The sequence below is a fragment of the Pseudoalteromonas sp. K222D genome (assembly GCF_017653575.1).
Taxonomy (GTDB): Bacteria; Pseudomonadota; Gammaproteobacteria; order Enterobacterales; family Alteromonadaceae; genus Pseudoalteromonas; species Pseudoalteromonas nigrifaciens.
Genome location: NZ_JAGGDL010000027.1, coordinates 1 through 18,324 on the forward strand (window position 1 = coordinate 1; position 18,324 = coordinate 18,324).

19 protein-coding genes are annotated in these 18,324 nt (G+C 38.4%); 10 read left to right on the plus strand and 9 right to left on the minus strand.

Translation table 11 applies throughout. The annotated features are described in order from the left end of the window. Positions 1 to 476: 476 nt before the first annotated feature. Positions 477 to 956, minus strand: a complete 480-nt coding sequence (smpB, locus tag J5X91_RS12945; protein WP_011327534.1) for an SsrA-binding protein SmpB — start codon at positions 954 to 956, stop codon at positions 477 to 479. A gap of 147 nt (positions 957 to 1,103) precedes the next feature. Here smpB and J5X91_RS12950 point away from each other — a divergent pair, with 147 nt between their 5' ends. Both J5X91_RS12950 and J5X91_RS12955 read left to right on the plus strand, forming a co-directional pair. Next, positions 1,104 to 1,544 (plus strand): type II toxin-antitoxin system RatA family toxin, encoded by a 441-nt coding sequence (locus J5X91_RS12950; protein ID WP_011327535.1) that lies wholly within the window; start codon positions 1,104 to 1,106, stop codon positions 1,542 to 1,544. Beyond that, positions 1,541 to 1,864: an RnfH family protein gene (locus J5X91_RS12955; protein WP_011327536.1), complete on the plus strand. Its 324-nt coding sequence runs from the start codon at positions 1,541 to 1,543 to the stop codon at positions 1,862 to 1,864. The genes J5X91_RS12950 and J5X91_RS12955 overlap by 4 nt, the downstream gene beginning before the upstream one ends. A gap of 65 nt (positions 1,865 to 1,929) precedes the next feature. Here the strand turns inward: J5X91_RS12955 and J5X91_RS12960 are convergent, their stop codons facing one another. Next, positions 1,930 to 2,289: an outer membrane protein assembly factor BamE gene (locus J5X91_RS12960; protein WP_011327537.1), complete on the minus strand. Its 360-nt coding sequence runs from the start codon at positions 2,287 to 2,289 to the stop codon at positions 1,930 to 1,932. A gap of 111 nt (positions 2,290 to 2,400) precedes the next feature. Here J5X91_RS12960 and J5X91_RS12965 point away from each other — a divergent pair, with 111 nt between their 5' ends. Continuing rightward, a complete protein-coding gene (locus J5X91_RS12965; RefSeq protein ID WP_011327538.1) occupies positions 2,401 to 2,715 on the plus strand; it encodes a GIY-YIG nuclease family protein in 315 nt (104 codons plus the stop codon). Here the strand turns inward: J5X91_RS12965 and J5X91_RS12970 are convergent. The 4 genes from J5X91_RS12970 to ilvC all read right to left on the minus strand — a co-directional run bounded on the left by J5X91_RS12970 (position 2,702) and on the right by ilvC (position 8,459). After that, positions 2,702 to 3,649 carry a M20/M25/M40 family metallo-hydrolase gene (locus tag J5X91_RS12970; protein ID WP_208834974.1) on the minus strand — a complete coding sequence of 316 codons (948 nt, stop codon included), beginning with the start codon at positions 3,647 to 3,649 and terminating at the stop codon, positions 2,702 to 2,704. The two genes, J5X91_RS12965 and J5X91_RS12970, sit on opposite strands and share 14 nt — an antisense overlap. After that, entirely contained in the window at positions 3,639 to 4,820 is a 1,182-nt protein-coding gene (locus tag J5X91_RS12975; RefSeq protein ID WP_179808128.1) for a hypothetical protein, read from the minus strand. Before J5X91_RS12975 ends, J5X91_RS12970 begins: the two co-directional genes overlap by 11 nt. 86 nt (positions 4,821 to 4,906) lie before the next feature. Continuing rightward, positions 4,907 to 6,826 carry a methyl-accepting chemotaxis protein gene (locus J5X91_RS12980; RefSeq protein WP_011327541.1) on the minus strand — a complete coding sequence of 640 codons (1,920 nt, stop codon included), beginning with the start codon at positions 6,824 to 6,826 and terminating at the stop codon, positions 4,907 to 4,909. 160 nt (positions 6,827 to 6,986) lie between these two features. Then, on the minus strand, positions 6,987 to 8,459 hold the full coding sequence (gene ilvC, locus J5X91_RS12985; protein ID WP_011327542.1) for a ketol-acid reductoisomerase: 1,473 nt from the start codon (positions 8,457 to 8,459) through the stop codon (positions 6,987 to 6,989). Between the two features lie 136 nt (positions 8,460 to 8,595). Here ilvC and ilvY point away from each other — a divergent pair, with 136 nt between their 5' ends. The 5 genes from ilvY (at position 8,596) to J5X91_RS13010 (ending at position 12,932) form a co-directional block, all read left to right on the plus strand. After that, on the plus strand, positions 8,596 to 9,501 hold the full coding sequence (gene ilvY, locus J5X91_RS12990; protein ID WP_197181908.1) for an HTH-type transcriptional activator IlvY: 906 nt from the start codon (positions 8,596 to 8,598) through the stop codon (positions 9,499 to 9,501). 228 nt (positions 9,502 to 9,729) lie between these two features. Beyond that, the gene (locus J5X91_RS12995) at positions 9,730 to 10,581 is read left to right on the plus strand and encodes a MipA/OmpV family protein (RefSeq protein ID WP_011327544.1); all 852 of its coding nucleotides are present in this window, start codon (positions 9,730 to 9,732) and stop codon (positions 10,579 to 10,581) included. 1 nt (position 10,582) lies between these two features. Further along, positions 10,583 to 10,957, plus strand: coding sequence for a DUF3019 domain-containing protein (locus tag J5X91_RS13000; RefSeq protein WP_011327545.1), 375 nt, complete (start codon positions 10,583 to 10,585; stop codon positions 10,955 to 10,957). Between the two features lie 14 nt (positions 10,958 to 10,971). Next, the gene (locus J5X91_RS13005; protein WP_011327546.1) at positions 10,972 to 11,664 is read left to right on the plus strand and encodes a response regulator; all 693 of its coding nucleotides are present in this window, start codon (positions 10,972 to 10,974) and stop codon (positions 11,662 to 11,664) included. A 26-nt stretch (positions 11,665 to 11,690) separates the two neighbouring features. Further along, complete coding sequence (locus J5X91_RS13010) at positions 11,691 to 12,932, plus strand: ATP-binding protein (protein WP_208834975.1); 1,242 nt, start codon at positions 11,691 to 11,693, stop codon at positions 12,930 to 12,932. 162 nt (positions 12,933 to 13,094) lie between these two features. Here the strand turns inward: J5X91_RS13010 and J5X91_RS13015 are convergent, their stop codons facing one another. Next, positions 13,095 to 13,316 (minus strand): DUF3820 family protein, encoded by a 222-nt coding sequence (locus J5X91_RS13015; RefSeq protein WP_086993510.1) that lies wholly within the window; start codon positions 13,314 to 13,316, stop codon positions 13,095 to 13,097. A 264-nt stretch (positions 13,317 to 13,580) separates the two neighbouring features. Next, positions 13,581 to 15,152: a cation:proton antiporter family protein gene (locus J5X91_RS13020; protein ID WP_041454668.1), complete on the minus strand. Its 1,572-nt coding sequence runs from the start codon at positions 15,150 to 15,152 to the stop codon at positions 13,581 to 13,583. A 309-nt stretch (positions 15,153 to 15,461) separates the two neighbouring features. Here J5X91_RS13020 and J5X91_RS13025 point away from each other — a divergent pair, with 309 nt between their 5' ends. Continuing rightward, positions 15,462 to 16,205, plus strand: coding sequence for a sporulation protein (locus J5X91_RS13025; protein ID WP_011327550.1), 744 nt, complete (start codon positions 15,462 to 15,464; stop codon positions 16,203 to 16,205). Positions 16,206 to 16,376: 171 nt separating this feature from the next. Then, on the plus strand, positions 16,377 to 16,826 hold the full coding sequence (locus J5X91_RS13030) for a GNAT family N-acetyltransferase (protein ID WP_086993505.1): 450 nt from the start codon (positions 16,377 to 16,379) through the stop codon (positions 16,824 to 16,826). A 52-nt stretch (positions 16,827 to 16,878) separates the two neighbouring features. On the opposite strand, the gene J5X91_RS13035 is transcribed toward J5X91_RS13030, so the two are convergent. Then, positions 16,879 to 18,234, minus strand: coding sequence for a sodium-dependent transporter (locus tag J5X91_RS13035; protein WP_208834976.1), 1,356 nt, complete (start codon positions 18,232 to 18,234; stop codon positions 16,879 to 16,881). Positions 18,235 to 18,324: the final 90 nt, after the last annotated feature.

Below are 18,324 nucleotides of genomic sequence, written 5' to 3' on the forward strand. Positions count from 1 at the left end.
TTTCGTTATAACTGATCTGATCGACTGATATAAATAAAGTTCAATTGAAGCCTAATTTATTTGTGTATAAGAGTCAGGCAATTAAGCTAGGGGTAAATGCAAATTGCTTCATCCTTAAGTCCTTGTTAGTTTTGTTGAATTTGGTAGCTAAAAAAGCCTCCATATTAATACCATGTAACAAAGGTGTTAGCAATTGCGGTGTGGTGTGACTTTAGTCTGGGTGTTGCTGGTAAAATAGTCAGTGTGTTTTATTTACTTGGAGATAGAAGTTCGACGTAAAGCGGGGTTTTAATATAAATCTTGCGTTGCAATTAGTGGTAAGAATTAAATAGTTTAGTGAGCACTTATTTTGTAATAATTTATTCTTTTATTAACAGCCACTAAGTTGCAGTATATTTATGCAGTTTGGTTTAAAATTGTGCGTTAAATTATTTTAAAATAAATAAAAAAACGCCTAATAAATTAGGCGTTTTTATTTATGCTTTATGCTTCATTAAGCGTTCTTTTTCACGCGACCAGTCTTTATCTTTACCGTCTTCGCGTTTGTCGTGTAATTTTTTACCTTTTGCTAAATGAAACTCAAGTTTCACCCAGCAATTCTTCCAATACATAGCAGTAGCAATTAATGAATAGCCATCGCGTTCAGTCGCGCCTACTAAGCGATCTAGCTCGCGTCTGCTTAATAGTAACTTACGATAACGTAAAGGATCACAAATTACATGGGTAGATGCACTGTTAAGAGGCTGAATTTGGGCGCCTAATAAAAATGCTTCACCGTTTTTAAGATGGATATAAGTTTCAGTGATGTTAACTTTGCCAGCTCGGATGCTTTTTACTTCCCAGCCTTGGAGCTCTACACCCGCTTCAAACTTATCGTGTAAAAAATACTCATGTCGCGCTTTTTTGTTAAGCGCGATGGTATTGCTTGTCGATTTTGATGATTTATTCTTAGCCATAGTGCCCTATATTATACGTAATACGAGATGTTTTACATCGATTTTTTAATAATGCATTTAAAAGCTTAGTAATTAATTTAAGCAGCGTGAAAGTTTGGGGAAACGCGTAAAGCTTGCTAAAATTCCACCACACAGTTGGGAGTGAGTATGCCACAAATAAAAAAAAGTGCGCTGGTTATGTACAGCACTAAAGAGATGTTTGACCTTATTAATGATGTAGAAGCCTATCCTCAGTTTTTACCTAATTGCTCAGACTCAAAAATTATTAAGCAACACAATAATAGCATGACCGCGAGTTTAGAAATATCAAAAGCAGGTATAAAAAAGTGGTTTACCACAGAAAATACCTTTGTTGATGAGCAAACCGTGGTATTAAATCTTGTAGATGGTCCGTTTAAAATGTTGCAGGGGCGTTGGCACTTTCAACAACTTGACGCAAATGCTTGCAAAGTAGAGTTACAATTAGACTTTGAGTTTTCGAGTAAGTTGATTGAGTTAGCGTTTGGTAAAATATTTAATGATGTTGCAAAAAATATGGTGAGTGCGTTTACTCAGCGCGCGAAACAGGTTTATGGAGCGAGAGTATGATTGATGTTGAAGTTGTATTTGCACTACCCGAAACAGCAACAAGCTTAACAATAGAAGTTGTTAAGGGAACAACGGTAGAACAAGCTGTTATTCAATCAGGAATTATCGAAAAACACCCAGAAATAGATGCTACAGCACTAACACTCGGTGTTTGGAATAGAACTGTAAAGCCTAATCAAGAGCTAAAAGAGGGGGATAGAATTGAAATTTATCGTCCTTTAATTGCCGATCCTAAAGATGCGCGTAGAAAACGAGCTGAAAAAGCGAAAGAAGAAGGGCGAGCAAATAAAGTAACCGGTGGCCGTCCTATAGAGCGATAGCATAAGGTTTTAGCTATTATAAAGGTGAGCTTAACTCACCTTTATAATTTTATAAGCGAGGGTGCTTATTGTTCGAGTGGAGTAGTAAAGTTTTCTGGCTGTTCGTAATCACCTGAAATAGAAGCAAGCTTTTCATTTTCAAAGTTAATAACCAGTGATTTGTACTGCTCGTTACTACGGCCTTTATTAAAGCTATATACATAACGCCAAGTGTTATTATCAAATGCATTTTCGGCGATAGGCTTGCCTAATACATAAATAACTTGCTCACGAGTCATGTTTACACGCAGTTTATCAACATCAGATTGTTCTAAAAAGTTACCTTGAGGGATGTTGATTCTGTATACCCAGCTAGAACACCCAGCTGCTGAACTAAGCGTTAAAGCAACGATAAGCCAAAGAGAAAAAGTTTTTAACGACTGCATTGTTAGTTGTGATCCTTATTTTTTATAATCTGCATGATACCGATTAGTCACTGAAGGTAAAACCCTTTTAAGCAATTGTTTTTTGTTAAGGCATTAAGTTAAGGTAGCGATTTGACCACTGATAATCAAAAAAGTTTAAAATGCAGTGAGCAGAGCTGCTTAAAAAAGCCATCTATCTGGTATTTGTATATAGTACAAACCCGCTACGGCCATTGGTATACGGGTATAACGACCAATGTTGAGCAACGTCTTGCTACGCACCAAGCGGGTAATGGTGCAAAAAACCTTAAAGGTAAAGGCCCACTTTTACTTATTCATCAGCACAGTGTTGGCAATAAAAGTGCAGCAAGTAAATTAGAATACCAAGTGAAAAAATTATCTAGGGCTAAAAAAGAAGCCTATGTAGCATCATTTAAGACGGGTTAAGTGGGAGTGGTGTTTTAGCAAGCTGGTTAATAAAGGCTTCTATTAATAGCACTGCATCAGTAAAAAGTTTGCTGTTAATATTCTCGGCGGTGTCATTACTTGTATGATGGGCACTGTCGTAGCCCATGCCAAAGTAAACATAAGGGATTTTTTGCCTTGCAAACGAATAGTGATCGCTCGCTTTATGCCAGTTTATATTTTTAGATTTTATATATCTGCTCATTTGCGCTGCGGAGTAAACCGGTTTTAAATTTACATTATTATTTTCAACGGCTAAAAACACACTATTTAAGGTGTTTTTTAACGTTCTAGAGGTTAATACATATAAGTTGCTACGACGTTTTTTAACCCCTAGCATGTCTAAATTTATGTTCATAATAACGCTATTTGGTAGCAGTGTTTTGGCAAAATATTTACTGCCATGTAAGCCGTTTTCCTCTGCATCTGTGGCTACAAAGGTAAGAGAAAAAGGCAGTGGCTTATCATTAAATACGCTTGCTAAATAAATTAAAGCAGCAACACCGGTGGCATTATCATTTGCTCCAGGATGCAGTTTTCCGCCACGTTTACCTAAATGGTCATAGTGTGCGGTAATAATAATACGAGTGGCTTTTTGTAATGGGTCGCTTGCCTGTGTTACTGCCTCTAGAGCACCTATGTTGGAACTAATAATATTAATACCACACGCTTGGCTAAATAGGCCCGATTTATAGCAAAATGGCTGCTCGACCACGTTATTATTAACTTGGCTTAATCTGTTTTTTATATAGCTTCTTGTAAGCTCTGCGCTTTGAGAACCTGTTTTTCTACCTGCAAGTTGCTGGTCTGCTAAGTAATATAAATCATCAATAAGTAGCTGCTGCGCCGTTTTACTATTAACAAAAGGGCTTAAAAGCAGAAAAATAATAACGACAGTTAATTGTTTAATGGGCACCTACCTTTGCGGTTAATGATTGCAGCGCTTTTAACTTTGCGTCATAACGTTTTTTGTCATGTAAAAAATCAGCATTTTTTCCGGCTTTACGCAAATGGTACTTTGCTTGCTTTGTATCGCCCCACTGAAAGTAAACTCGCGCCAAGCCAAAATGACTTTCGTGAAGTGTGGGGGATAATGTATAGGCCTTTTTAAAGTGTTTGAGTGCTTTAGCGTAATATTTATGTACGTACTCGGTATTACCAAGTGATATATGGTAATAAGGATTACTTTGGCGCTGTTTATCAAGCTGATTAAGTATTTGAGTTCCTTGCATCTCTCGCTCTGTAAGTAAGTACAACATAGCAAGATTACCTTGTGCTGTGTTGTTGTTTTTATCAAGATGAAGGGCGTAATTATAAGCTTGCTCGGCTTCATTTAAATAGTTAAATTGCTTAAATAAAACACCTAAGTTCCCCCATGCAACGCTAAAATTAGGTGCTACCTTAGTTGCTGCATTAAAGTAGCTATAGGCTAATTCATATTGTTTATTTATTAGCGCAGTAGCACCTTTATTATTATAAAACATAGCGGTAACAGTATTTTTTGATAATCGTGTTGTTTTAAAGCGTGCTTGTCGGCTGTTAGAGTCAAAGTCGATAATTAAGCGCTGATCTCGTTGGTAAAATAAAGTGCCAGCATCTTTTATTAGAGGTTGGCTATTAAGGCTTAAATTTATGTGTCCGGTTAATAAATTAACGCCTTGATCAAGTGCCCAATATTCAGGGATATGTACTTTTTGAAATTGCGCTTTTAAGCCTAAGTGCTCCGCTAAGCTATACGCTAATATAGATAATGACAAACAGTTAGCGTTTAGATTTTGATAGCTTTGTGCAGCGGTTAAAGTGGCAGATGAGCGATAGGCAAGTGAGTCATCACCATTTTTTAATAAAAAGCTAAATATGCCTTGTGCAATATGTTGGGCTGAATTTTGACTGTTTAAATGAGAATCTAATTGCCGCGTTAAGCTGGTATCTAATTTAAATATTTCTGCTGGAGTTTCGATCTGTTGTAGCTTAAAGTTTGCTGGCTCAATGAGTTGCGGCAGCGCTAACTTTGGCGGTGAGCTACACGCACACAAAAAAAGTATAAAGCTAAATGATAAATAATATTTAAGTTGAGTGGCTTTCATATAACACCTCTAAGCAAAACTACTTACCAGTTAAGTGTAGTTGTAATTTTACTCAGAGGTATAATTTAAATGTTACAAAAAATGAGTTAGCGATTTGCCTCAAAAGTGGCAACAAGTGACGCAAGCGTTTGTGCGCTATTTGCTAAATCGCGAATAGCCTGCTCAGTATTTAATTGCTCATTCATCGACTTGTCGCTAATTTCACTAATTTGCTCAATATTACGTCCTACATCGGCTACTACATTACTTTGCTGCTCTGTTGCTGTTGCGATTAAGGTTGCCATATCATTAATTTGATTTGCTGTTTCAGTAATTGTATCAAGCAGCTCAACTGAGTTTTGCATTGCCCCTACACTTTGCTGAGCTTTACTTTTGGACTGACTAATATCGGTAACAACATCATTCGATATTTGGGTTAATTCTTCAATCATCGACTGAATTTCAGTGGTTGATTGTGAGGTACGATTAGCCAGCGCTCGCACTTCATCGGCAACAACAGCAAAACCGCGACCGTGCTCGCCCGCACGCGCAGATTCAATAGCAGCATTAAGCGCAAGTAAGTTTGTTTGCTCAGAAATACCTCTAATTGAGTCAACAATACTAGCAATATCAAGCGTTTTTTTAGAAAGTAAGGTTACTTGCTCTGTAATGCCATCTATGTCGCTAGCAAGAGCTGCAATAGTCGTTTGGCTTTGCAGTACCTGTTGATGGCTTTTACTGGTGTTTTCACGGCTACTATTGGTTAACTTCGCGGTGTTGGCGGCACTTTGTGCTATTTCTTGTACTGTTGCGCCCATTTCGTTAATGGCGGCAGCAACCGATATTGTTTGCTCTTTTTGCTGATCAATTGCTTGTGAGTTATGTTTTGCTTGCGCAAACACGTGGTCAGAGCTTTGGCGGATCCCATGGCTTTCATGGGCAACTTGTTTAATTGCTGTGTCTATTTTTTCGATGAATTGATTAAAACCATCGGTTAAATTATTTAGCTCAGGTTGCGCAGAGTAAGGAAGTCTATATGCTAAATTAGCATCGCCTGTGCCTAAACGAGAGAATAGCTCGGCTATTTTCGACAGTGGCGACGACAATGAGCGAGCAAGCAAATAACTAATACAGCTCGCTATAAGGGCAATAATTATAGTGAAGGTTAAAATTTGCCATTCTAATTTACTCACACTCGAAAACACTTCGCTTTTAGGTACTTGGGCTACAACAAAAAGGTCAGTATTTTTTATTGGTGTTGCAGCAACCAGGGTGTCTTCACCGGCTAAGTTAATTTCTGCCAATGAAAAACCATTACTATTTAATAATTTATTATGTATATTTTCGCCGTACAGGGCATCTATATTTACTTTAGCCACTTTATTGGCGTCTTTGTGTAACTGGATCAAGCCATTTTTATTGGCAAGAAAAACAAATCCAGATTGCTCAATCTTAAATTGCTGCAGTAGCTTTTGCATATCGGTAATGCTTTTAGCAAGCCCTGCCAAACCTAAACCATTGGGTTGCTGATGATTAATAAACATTTTTACATCGTTAGCAGATTCTTGATAAATACTAATGTCATAAGGGCGCTTTGACTGTTTAAATGCGAAAAACCAGCCATCTGCGGCATCGTTTTTTAATACGCGTAAAAAGCCATTTTGGTTCCAGTATTGTGCGGTGTCTCTATTTGCCCATGATGCAGTAGCAAGATCGTACTGCTGTACTAATCTATTTAACTCATTAAGAAGTTGAGAGTCGTCCTCTGTGGCTGAATTTGCCCAATCAATCAGAAATACATTTGAAGAAAGTTGTTCTGCGGCGCCTAAAAGCTCGTTTATTTCGCCACCAATATGGTTACTAATAGTTTGTAACTTGCTTGGAAGTTCAGACTCTATCATGCGCTTTTCGATGATATCCTCTGCGTTATGTAACGATGTTAAGCCTATGAGCGCGGCAACACAGATTGCTATAACACTGCCTAAAGCGGTGATTTTTTGAGTAATAGAAAGGTTTTGTATCATCATAAGGGTAATTTTGTTTACAACTGAACCAAGTAGGTGATTATTTTAACACATTATATATTTTGAGCGAGTGATGAATAGCGCGCCATACAGGTACGAAAAAGCCCACCGCAAAAGCAGGTGGGCTTGGTTTCTAACAAGTGAAACTTAGATTAACTTGGGATTAAACTATTTTTTTCATTGCTGACATGTAACCGCGTAATGTAGCGCCTACTTTTTCAACAGGGTGTTCACGTAATGCTGTATTAATTTGAATTAGCGTTTGGTTGTCTACTTGATTACTATGCTCACCTAAGCCTTTACCAATTACGTCGGTGTCAATTTTTTGCATAAAGTCTTGTAGCAAAGGTAAACATGCGTGGTTATATAAATAACAACCATATTCTGCCGTGTCCGAAATTGTACGGTTCATTTCAAATAACTTTTTACGCGCAATGGTATTAGCAATCAGTGGCGTTTCATGTAATGACTCATAATAAGCCGACTCTGCAATAATGCCTGCGGCAGTCATGGTTTCAAATGCAAGCTCTACGCCTGCTTTAACCATAGCGACCATTAAAATACCGTTATCAAAAAATTCTTGCTCAGCAATTTCAACATTGCCCGCTGGGGTTTTTTCAAAGTGAGTTTCGGCTGTTTCTGCGCGCCATTTAAGTAAGTTTGCATCATCATTATTCCAGTCTTCCATCATGGTACGTGAAAAAGTACCATCGATGATGTCATCTTGATGCTTGTTATATAGTGGACGCATAATTTGTTTTAGTTCTTCGCTTAATTCAAACGCTTTTACTTTAGCTGGGTTTGAAAGACGGTCAAGCATATTGGTTACGCCACCGTATTTAAGGGCTTCGGTAATTACTTCCCAGCCGTATTGAATTAGTTTTGAGGCGTAACCTGCATCAATGCCTTTTTCAATCATTTTATCAAAACATAAAATAGAACCGGTTTGTAACATGCCACATAAAATGGTTTGCTCGCCCATTAAATCTGATTTTACTTCAGCAATAAATGACGACTTAAGTACGCCGGCTCTGTGGCCGCCAGTACCTGCAGCATAGGCTTTAGCTTGAGCTAAGCCATGCCCTTGTGGGTCGTTTTCTGGGTGTACAGCAATTAGAGTTGGTACGCCAAAACCACGCTTGTATTCTTCACGCACTTCAGAGCCTGGGCATTTAGGTGCTACCATAATAACGGTAATGTCGTCGCGTACTTGCATACCTTCTTCAACAATATTAAAGCCATGAGAGTAGGCAAGGGTTGAGCCTTGTTTCATTAGTGGCATAATTGCGTTTACCACTGAAGTATGTTGTTTATCAGGCGTTAAATTTAATACTACGTCGGCAGTTGGAATTAGTTCTTGGTAAGTGCCTACAGTAAAGCCATTTTCAGACGCGTTTAAAAATGATTGACGACGTTCACTAATGGCCGAGTCACGCAGCGTATACGACACATCTAAACCAGAATCACGTAAGTTTAAGCCTTGGTTTAAGCCTTGTGCGCCACAGCCTACAATAACCAGTTTTTTACCTTTAAGAGCATCAACGCCGTCAGTAAACTCGTCTGCGTTCATAAATTCACATTGGGCTAATTGCGCCAATTGTTCGCGTAAAGGTAAGGTATTAAAATAATTCGCCATGTTAGTGTCCTATTGATTCAGTTTGTTAGATGCATTGCTGTTGCTTTGCTTAACTCAACCATATGAAAAATCTTTTCTTGCGTAAACTGATATATTTGCATTAGAGTGTTTCATAATATGAAACACTGGGTTGATTATGGATCACAAGCATTTAAATTACTTTTTAGCGTTGGCAAAAACATTGCACTTTTCGCGTGCCAGTGAACTTTGTCATATAAGTGCGCCGACATTGAGCCGTAATATTAAGCAGCTTGAAAGCGAAGTGGGGGTAATGCTATTTTTACGTGATAACCGCAGTGTAAAATTAACCCGCGAAGGGCTGGCATTTATTGACTACGCCACATCCACATTGGCTAATTGGCAGCGCTTTAAAGCGAACCTAAAAGAGCCACAGCAGTATATTTATGGCAACGTGAGTATTTATTGTTCAGTAACCGCGTCGTACAGTTTTTTACATCATATTTTAGAGCAGTTACGCGCTCAACATCAGCATATAGAAATCACCCTAAATACCGGCGATCCTGCGCTGGCAATAAACCGTGTTTTAGATGGCCACGAATCTATGGCTATTGCTGCTAAGCCAAATAAGTTACCTGCACAAATTGCCTTTGTTGATATTGGTTATTCGCCGCTGGTATTTATTGCGCCTAAAATTGCGTGCTCAATTACGCAAAAGCTTGCTAGTAATACAAGTAGTATTGATTGGTCAGAACTTGAATTTATTGTGCCAGAGCAAGGTTTTGCTAGGCAGCGCTTGGAGCAATGGTGGCGAAAAAATAATATTCAGGGAAAAATTTATGCACAAGTAGCGGGGCACGAAGCGATGGTATCTATGGTGAGCCTTGGCTTTGGTATAGCAATGATCCCTAAAATAGTTTTAGATAACAGCCCACTACAAGACAAAGTACACGTTTTACAAACAAATACACATGCACCTAAAGGTATTGATATTGGCTTGGCAGTATTACATAAGGAATTAAACGACCCGGCTATAAGTGCCTTGTGGAATATAGCGCAAAATATGGGTGAAAAAATAATTTAATGCAATACACTTACTAAGGTTGCTCTTAGTATAAAAGCCCAGATAGCGTAAGCCTTTAATCTACCGCTCCTCTATTGCCTATCAATAGAGCTGTTAGGCTAAGTATATAAGCCGCAAAGTAATCATAATTGTATAAAAGTTGTTAATGATTGTAACTGCCTAGAGCTTGTTCTCAATGACCTTGCTACTATGGATAAATGGCCTTTTTATATATGTACGATGAACACAATGCGGTTTTATTTTATAATAATATTATTAATCTCTCTTTCGTTTAATGCTCAGGTATTAGCGCAAAGTGACGAGCCTGTAGATGCACATATATCTACAGAGCAACTGCATTTAAGTATGAGTATAGGGGCGGGAGTAATAACTAATCCATTATATGGTGCAGATAATATTCCGTTGGTGATCATTCCTCAAATAGCCTTTTATGGCCAACAGTGGTTTTTTGATAATGGCCGAGTTGGCTACTCGTTTAAACAAACGCAACAGCATAACTTAAGCCTAGTAACAGAATTAAACCCTGAGTCGCGTTTTTTTATTGATTGGCACCCGCAAAATATATTTGCGCTAAAAAGTGCTAGTTCAAATAATCAATTTACCCAGTTAGAAACAGATACCTCGCCTCAACAAATAAATATTAATAATATTAGTAAGCGCAAGCTCGTTTTAGATGCAGGTATTAGTTACTCCTTTGTAGCTGAGCAGCAGATGTTATCCGTGCAAGCATTGCACGATGTAAACTCAGCTTATAATGGTTGGCGAGCTGCAATACAATGGCAGTATCATGGGCAAGTAGGTAATTTGCAATTAAAGCCCACTGTGGGAGTTAATTATAAGTCTGCGCAATTAAACGACTATTATTACGGTTTAAACAGTGATGAAACACTGTTAGGTAAAATAGTAGTTGGTAGTAGTTGGCAACCTTATGCTAAAATCGATGCCCGCTGGCCCCTTAGCAAGGCCAACGCTCTTCGTTTTCATTTAGCATATTATGACTATTCGGCTATGGATAGTAGCCCGCTGTTTGAACGTCATTATTCAACGACTGCCTTTATAGGATTTGAACATACTTTTTAATATGAAGTATTTAATCTTTTTTGTGTTTATTTCTTCACTACTTAGTGGCGTTAGCGTGGCGCAAACAATTCTTGATGTATCTCCCAAAGTTTGTGTTGTCTCTGAACAGCATGATTTTTGCGATCTCAATTTGCAGTTTAAATGGCAGCAGTTAGCGGTTAAAGATGTGTGTTTGTATCAACAAAATACGCAAATACGATGCTGGCAACAGCAAGGTTCTGGTCAGTTTAGCTATAAAGCGCGTGTTCAGGTGGAGACCATATACTCCCTGATCAATCCTCACACCGGTGACTCACTTGCGAGCGTACTCGTTGAAGTACAAAGTGCCCATACTAAAAAACAGTATCGGCTGCGTTCACCGTGGAGCTTTTTTTAATTTAGGAGTAGTAAATGCCAAAAATATTACTTGTTGAAGATGATCTTGGTTTACAGCAATTAACCAAAGATTACCTCGAACATAATGGCTTAGAAGTCGACGTACTAGATCGTGGTGATGAAGTGTTTACTTACCTTGAAAGTAATCCCGTCGACCTGATTATTTTAGATGTAATGCTGCCAGGTAAAGATGGCTTTAGTGTTTGCAGACAAGTACGTGATAAATACACCACTCCTATTTTAATGTTAACGGCCAAAGGTGAAGACTTTGATCAGGTAATAGGGCTAGAGCTTGGCGCTGATGACTATGTTATTAAACCGGCTGAGCCACGTGTATTATTAGCAAGAATTAGCGCATTATTACGCCGTGGGCAACCTAACTTAAAAGCCACCGAAGAGCTGCAGTTTGGCGACTTATTTATTGATAAAACCAGCCGTATTGTTAAGTTATCGGGCGCAGAAATAGTCCTAACCTCACATGAATTTGAATTACTTTGGCTACTAGCATCAAATGCCGGAGAAGTATTGAGCCGCGAACATGTGCACCAACATATGATAGGGCGACAATACGATGGCCTAGATCGCACCGTAGATGTACGCGTTTCAAGAATTCGCAAAAAACTGGGCGATAACAGCGACAAACCTTATCGGATTAAAACTGTTTGGGGGCAAGGCTATTTATTTGTTTCTGACGCGTGGGATATGTAATTAATGCTTAGTGTTAAGCTGCGTTAATGGGCAAGCTGTTTATAAGCCTGTATGTGTATATTATTGTCTCGTTATTTATTGTCAGCGGGGTAATTGAACAGCTTTGGCCATATGAAGAATCGCAGCAGCAGGTGCTACTCGACGATGAGTTTGGCCAGTCTTTGTGGCTATTATCACAAACCCCTAATGGGCTTACAAAGCTAAAAAACCATTTTTCTAGTCAAGTGATTGCTCAGCGCGATTTAATATTACCCGCCGAGCAACAAGCTCAGCTATTAAAAAATCACTACCTTTATTTATATGATAAACAACAGCGCATAGTTTGGTATGTTCAACTTAACGCCACACAACTATTACAGGTTGGCCCTATAGGGGGGGCAGCCAAGCCCGTTGCCTCTGTTTTACCCTACTTATTGCTGTTAGTAATTGTAGGCATTCCTGTTGGTTTGTGGAGTTTTTTACTGTGGCGAGACTTTGCTAAGCTGCGTAATGCATGCGAGGCGGTAGGTGGCTCACAGGACTTTCAATTAACAGATAGCTCTAAATCATTTTTTTTACCTATAACGGGCACCTTGCAAGTGATGCAGCAGCGAATTGAGTTTTTATTAACCGCGCAGCAAGAGCTTACCTCATCGGTATCGCATGAATTTAGAACGCCACTGGCGCGGTTAAAATTTGCCATTGCAATGCTTCAAGACCGAATGCTCGATGATAAAGCCGAAAAATACTTAGCTAATATGCAAGTCGATATAAATGAACTTGAGGCACTGGTTTCTGAAATGCTTGAGTATGCACGTTTAGATTCACAGCAACCGAGTTTACAGCTGATCAATTGTAATTTAGTGGCAGTGGTTAAAACGGTGGTTGAAAAACTCAGTTTTGATACGCGAATAAAGTTAAGCACTACATTACCCAGTGAACTGATTTACCGCTGCGACAGTCACTTTATGGCGAGAATAATGCAAAACTTGGTAGGTAATGCTTTAAAGCATGCCAATAATAGTGTGCAAATAACCTTATTAGCGCAAGCTAATAATATAGTTTTTATTGTTGAAGATGATGGCAATGGTATTGCTGAAGTTGAGCGTGAAAACGTATTTAAGCCATTTACTCGATTGGATAAAAGTAGAGATAAAAAAACCGGTGGGTTTGGGTTAGGATTGGCTATTGTCAGTAAAATTATTTCTTGGCATCAAGGTCAGTGTACAATTGAAGATTCAAGCTTAGGCGGAGCTAAATTTATTGTCAGCTTACCGATTAATAAATAGCAGCTTTTAATACATAAATAAAAAGTACATAAATAAAAAGTACACAGATAAAAAACACTCAATAAAAAAGCGCCCTTGTTAACAAGGGCGCTTTTTTGGGTTTTAATCAAAATCAACAAGTAGCAAAGTAATAGACAGCCCCTTTATAAAAAAGTTCTTAATTTAATTATTTTTCTTTTCTAGTAATGGCATTAACATTTGCTCTAGCCCATTGAGCTTTATCTCATACATCATGGCTAGTTGGCTGCCTAGCTTTGAGTCGGGAAACCCTTGTTGTTTAAACCATACTAAATAGGGCTCGGGTAAAAGCAGTAAAGGGCGGCCTGCGTACTTTCCAAAGGGCATAATAGTATTAACGGCAATTTTTAGCTGTGTAGGATCCATTGGCTTTAAAGGTTTTATAAAACATAGCTAAGTGTAAGGTATATTAAAGAGATAAAATAGGCTGTGACGGGCAAGTAACAGCCTATTTAACGAGGGAGCAGGCCCTCTGGATTAATATATTTTATTAGTAAGCCCTTCGTTAGCTGGAGTCTAATTAGGGGCAGGTGCTTGCGCTAATATTTACCAATAGTCTTTAGTTTACCTGCTTTTTTCTATGTTAGAGAATTAGCTTGTAAAAGAATGTAAATTCAAACTAGTGCTGCTTTACGAAAATAATTTTTGTTTAACGTGCTCAGCAAAACCACTACCAGCTTCTAAGTAAAAGTTATAGGTAGAATTTACACCCATTTCTTCTAACTCTTTTTGCTGATCAGGGTAGTTAGCAATAGCGGTAACTTGCCCTTTATAACCCGATGCTTTTAATTGCTCTAACGCAAAAATATTTTGCATATGCTGTGGCATTGTTAGCATGACCATTTCAACACGAGAGTGATTTACGCGCTGCCAAAAGTCAGGGTCGGTTGCATCTGCTATTAATACATTTCTTCCGCGTTTTATGTGCTTATCAACTACTTCAGGCTTTATGTCTATACCTGCAACTAGCTGTGGGTGCGTAGCATTTATTGTTTCATAAGCACCTGTGCCAATTCTGCCCATGCCAAATATAACAATTTTAGTGTCGTTAAGGTTAACAGGCAGTTCTTCGGATAAACGAGTTTTACTTTCAAACTTTAGTAGCCAAGGCTCTATTTTTGCGTAAATTTCGTTAGAGCGCTTATTTAAAGGGGATGCAATAATAAAAGTAATTGATACGGCAATTGCAATAACGGCTAACCACTCAGAGGTGATCATGCCTGTAGAGGCGGCTACAGCGCAAACTATTAAACCAAACTCGCTATAATTAGCTAAACTAAAAGTGGTTAGCAATGAGGTGCGAGCACGTAAGTTAAACATGTTTGTTAGCACATAATATAAAAACGTTTTGATTGGTAATACTAACACCAGTAATAACGCGGCAAGTAATGAGCTGGTGGTAAGCTCTGCGTTTAAACCTATTGTTAAGAAAAAGCCAACCAATAAAATATCTTTTAAATTAAGTAATGACTTAGAAAGTTCACTGGCCTTTTTATGAGGCGCAATCATCATACCTATTATTAGTGCCCCTAAATCACCTTTTAAACCAACTAGCTCAAATGCATGATAACCAGCCACAAGTGCAAAGAAAAACCCAAATAATGGCAGGAGTTCGCCGTGTTTAGAGCGGTTTAGTATCCACCCCATAACAGGGCGTACTAGCGGCAGTGAAATAATAAGTACCAAAGCCCAAATATTAGGGATTTTACCTGTGCTAATAGCTAAAAATACCACGGCAAAAATATCTTGCATAACTAAAATACCAATGGCTACTTTTCCGTGTAAGCTGCCCATTTCACCGCGTTCTTCTAACACTTTAACAGCAAAAACGGTACTAGAAAAACTCAATGCAAAGCCAACTAATAAAGCGCTTTGCCAGCTCAAATCAACAAATAATGGCAGTGCAAATAGGCTAAGTAATAGCATAAAGCCACTAAATAACGCACTACTCAAAATAATATGTAAAGTAGCAGAAGCCCACACTTGTGGTTTCATTAAACTATTTACTTTTAGCTTTAAACCAATACTAAATAATAAAAGCGTAACGCCTAAGGTAGCAATGGTGTTGAGTAATTCGGTGCTTTTATAGCCCGCTAAATTAAGCGCGAATCCCGCAAGTAAAAAACCGATAAGAGGAGGGAGCTTTAGCTGATAAACAGCAAAGCCAAACACAAACGCGGCGGCAAAGTAAATTAGTTCCATAATTATAAATATCACTTCATTGGGAGGTTTAGTGTAACGAAAAATCAATACCATTGAAAATAAATATACAAATACTCACCATTTTATTCATACAATAAGTCCTTCATAAAAGATTAGGCTTAAGCGCCGTTTAATCAAATACTTGCTCTGTTGCGTATGAAAAATGGACATTTAACACTTATTTAATCGTAAACAGCATGTAAATAGTAGTTTTTCACTGACAAGAGCATTTAAATGTGGTTAAGATGCGCTAACGACGAAGTTTAAGTTAGAGCACATTATAGAGCCGCTCAGCTTAAGGAGAAAAATATGTTTAAAAAGATTTTAGCATCGGTTGGTATTGGTGCCGCCAAAGTAGACACTATTTTAGAAACAGAGCACCTTCAGCCTGGGCAATTATTTAATGCGCAAATCGTTATTACAGCTGGTGATGTAAGCCAAGAAATTGCAGGGTTAGATTTACTATTAATGACGCGAGTTAAAGCATCAAATGAAGATGGTGACTATTTTACCAACCACGTTATAGAGCAGTGGCGCATTACAGATATAGGCACGGTAGAGCCAGGGGAAGTTAAAACGATTCCTTTTCAAGCACGGTTGCATTCAGAAACACCTATTACTGAAATTAATGCAGGGTATAACCAATCTTATGTTTGGCTTGAAACTGGGCTGGACATTGATTTAGCGCTTGATCCAAGTGATAAAGACCATTTACATGTGTACCCCAATGAAGCTGTTAAAACGTGTATGCAGGCCATGGAAAAGCTTGGCTTTAGCCTAACTAAAGCTGATGTTGAAAAAGGCCATTTGCGCGCATCAACGTTTCAATCAGTGTCTGGTTGTTATCAAGAGCTAGAATACAAGCCTAATAGCCGCAGTTTATTTGGAGTGAAAGAAATTGAATTATCATTCATTCCAGAAGCACATAAAACCCATGTGTTAATTGAGTTAGATAGAGCATTTAAAGGCGATGGTTATGTAGATTTAACCATAGAGCACGACCATGTAAATCTCTCGCAATTATGCGATCAGTTAGAGCGACTATTTACCTAAGGTAGATAATTACTTAAAACAAAAACCCAGCTTATGCTGGGTTTTTGTTTTAAGCCATTTTATTATATAGCATAGCGGTTAATTAAGCCCCTAGCTGCATTACTGCTATTATGCCTAGCCCTAATAAAGTATAGGCTTTTATGTCTATTAGAGCCAACGACAGGAGTTACAATGGCGTTTAAATGTGAAACTTTTACTGCGCTCAATACGCAAACCTTATTCTCCATAATGCGTGGGCGCGTAGAGGTATTTGTAGTTGAGCAAATGTGCCCTTATCCAGAGCTTGACGATAATGATATAGCACCAAGTACCTTGCATATTTACACTGTGAAAAATAATACGCTACAAGCTTATGCTCGATGCTACGAAAAAAACGCAAAATACAGTGCGATCGGTCGCGTGTTAGTCACTAAAGAGGAACGAGGTAGAGGATTGGCTCAGCAATTGGTTACAGAGGCCATTAATTGCTGTAAAAGCCAATGGCCAGAACGTGATATTTATATTGGTGCGCAAACGTACTTACTGGAGTTTTATCGCTCATTCGGATTTGAAAGTATTAATGCTGAATATTTAGAAGATGGCATTGCTCATCAAGATATGGTTTTACAACTAGTACCTTGATTACAAAAGCCCACAATGTGGGCTTTTTTGTTGTTAAGAGCAGAAACTAACTTTAGCTTAATGATGAATGTAAAAATACCAGGCCTATCGCCAGTGGGCATACAAACTTAGTGTACCAAGGCCATACTTTCCAAAATAAGGTATTGTGTACTTCAGGGTTACCTTCTTGAATGGCCTTTAGTAATGAGCCTCTTGACCAAATCCAGCCTACGTATATACAACACATAAGACCTAATAATGGCTGTGCCACTTTAGTGGTTAAGGTGATCACTAAGCCAAACAGTAACTCTAAGTTACACACTATCGTGATGCTCACTAGAGTGATTAATGCACCAATTACCCAAGTGGCCTGTAAGCGAGACATTGCAAAGCGTTCTACCGTATAAGATACCGGCGCTTCGAGCATTGAAATAGAGGAGGTGAGTGCTGCAATGCTCATTAGCGCAAAAAACGCAAAGCCAACAAATAACCCCATACCACCCATACCATCAAAAAGTGCAGGTAATACTTGAAATACTAATGTGTCTTCAGAGAGGAGCTTTCCGGTAGTCGGTGAGAAAATCTCAATCCCTTGTGCTTGTGCTACATACATAGCAGGAATGATTAATAACCCTGCGACAAAAGCAATAAATACATCAATAAGCGTGACATAAGCACCTAACGAAACTAAGTTCTCTTTTTTACTAATATACGAGCCATAAATAATCATCACACTGGTACCTAGTGATAATGAAAAGAATGCTTGCCCTAGTGCACTAACTAACAAGTTAGCATCAAAAATAGATGAAAAATCGGGTACTAAATACGCCTTTAAGCCTTCAATAGCGCCATCTTGGGTCATTACATAAATAATTAACGCAAATAAAATGCTGAGCAAAGCAGGCATTAAACGTTTTGACCATTTTTCGATTCCGTTTTCAACGCCACGACTAATAATAGCAACGGTTAGTACAATAAAGATCATAGTGAAAATGATGTTTCTGCTAAGTGACTGTTCACCTAGCCAAGCAGATGCAGAGTTTGCGCCCACTAATGTTGTAATAGGTTCTACTGTTGCACTTAGCATCCAACCAGCAACAATGGCATAAAAGCTTAAAATAAAGCCAGCACATAAAATACCGCCAAAACCAACCGCAAAAGAAAAATGTTTTTGCCAAGGTTTATTAGATATTTTTCTAAGTGAAGAAACCGCATTTGCTTGGCCATGACGACCAATCATTAACTCCGCCATTAAAGCAGGATAAGCCAAAAAGAATGCCAGTACTAAATACGCAATTAAAAATGCGGCACCACCATTACTTGCGGTTTGTGTAGGGAAACCCCAAATGTTACCTAAACCTACAGCAGATCCTGCGGCGGCCATTATAAAACCAAAGCGAGAGCTAAACTCGCCTCTTACTGCACTCATATTATTGTACTTCTCTATTTTGTGACGGCGCAGACAATCTACTGGAAATGTAAAAAAATAAAAAGTGCTAATTTGCTGATCTAGCACAAT

Coding starts and splice junctions, on each gene's coding strand:
- smpB (WP_011327534.1), bottom strand. CDS start 956: ATGGCTAAGAATAAATCATCAAAATCGACAAGCAATACCATCGCGCTT.
- J5X91_RS12950 (WP_011327535.1), top strand. CDS start 1,104: ATGCCACAAATAAAAAAAAGTGCGCTGGTTATGTACAGCACTAAAGAG.
- J5X91_RS12955 (WP_011327536.1), top strand. CDS start 1,541: ATGATTGATGTTGAAGTTGTATTTGCACTACCCGAAACAGCAACAAGC.
- J5X91_RS12960 (WP_011327537.1), bottom strand. CDS start 2,289: ATGCAGTCGTTAAAAACTTTTTCTCTTTGGCTTATCGTTGCTTTAACG.
- J5X91_RS12975 (WP_179808128.1), bottom strand. CDS start 4,820: ATGAAAGCCACTCAACTTAAATATTATTTATCATTTAGCTTTATACTT.
- J5X91_RS12980 (WP_011327541.1), bottom strand. CDS start 6,826: ATGATGATACAAAACCTTTCTATTACTCAAAAAATCACCGCTTTAGGC.
- ilvC (WP_011327542.1), bottom strand. CDS start 8,459: ATGGCGAATTATTTTAATACCTTACCTTTACGCGAACAATTGGCGCAA.
- ilvY (WP_197181908.1), top strand. CDS start 8,596: ATGGATCACAAGCATTTAAATTACTTTTTAGCGTTGGCAAAAACATTG.
- J5X91_RS12995 (WP_011327544.1), top strand. CDS start 9,730: ATGCGGTTTTATTTTATAATAATATTATTAATCTCTCTTTCGTTTAAT.
- J5X91_RS13000 (WP_011327545.1), top strand. CDS start 10,583: ATGAAGTATTTAATCTTTTTTGTGTTTATTTCTTCACTACTTAGTGGC.
- J5X91_RS13005 (WP_011327546.1), top strand. CDS start 10,972: ATGCCAAAAATATTACTTGTTGAAGATGATCTTGGTTTACAGCAATTA.
- J5X91_RS13010 (WP_208834975.1), top strand. CDS start 11,691: ATGGGCAAGCTGTTTATAAGCCTGTATGTGTATATTATTGTCTCGTTA.
- J5X91_RS13015 (WP_086993510.1), bottom strand. CDS start 13,316: ATGGATCCTACACAGCTAAAAATTGCCGTTAATACTATTATGCCCTTT.
- J5X91_RS13020 (WP_041454668.1), bottom strand. CDS start 15,152: ATGGAACTAATTTACTTTGCCGCCGCGTTTGTGTTTGGCTTTGCTGTT.
- J5X91_RS13025 (WP_011327550.1), top strand. CDS start 15,462: ATGTTTAAAAAGATTTTAGCATCGGTTGGTATTGGTGCCGCCAAAGTA.
- J5X91_RS13030 (WP_086993505.1), top strand. CDS start 16,377: ATGGCGTTTAAATGTGAAACTTTTACTGCGCTCAATACGCAAACCTTA.
- J5X91_RS13035 (WP_208834976.1), bottom strand. CDS start 18,234: ATGAGTGCAGTAAGAGGCGAGTTTAGCTCTCGCTTTGGTTTTATAATG.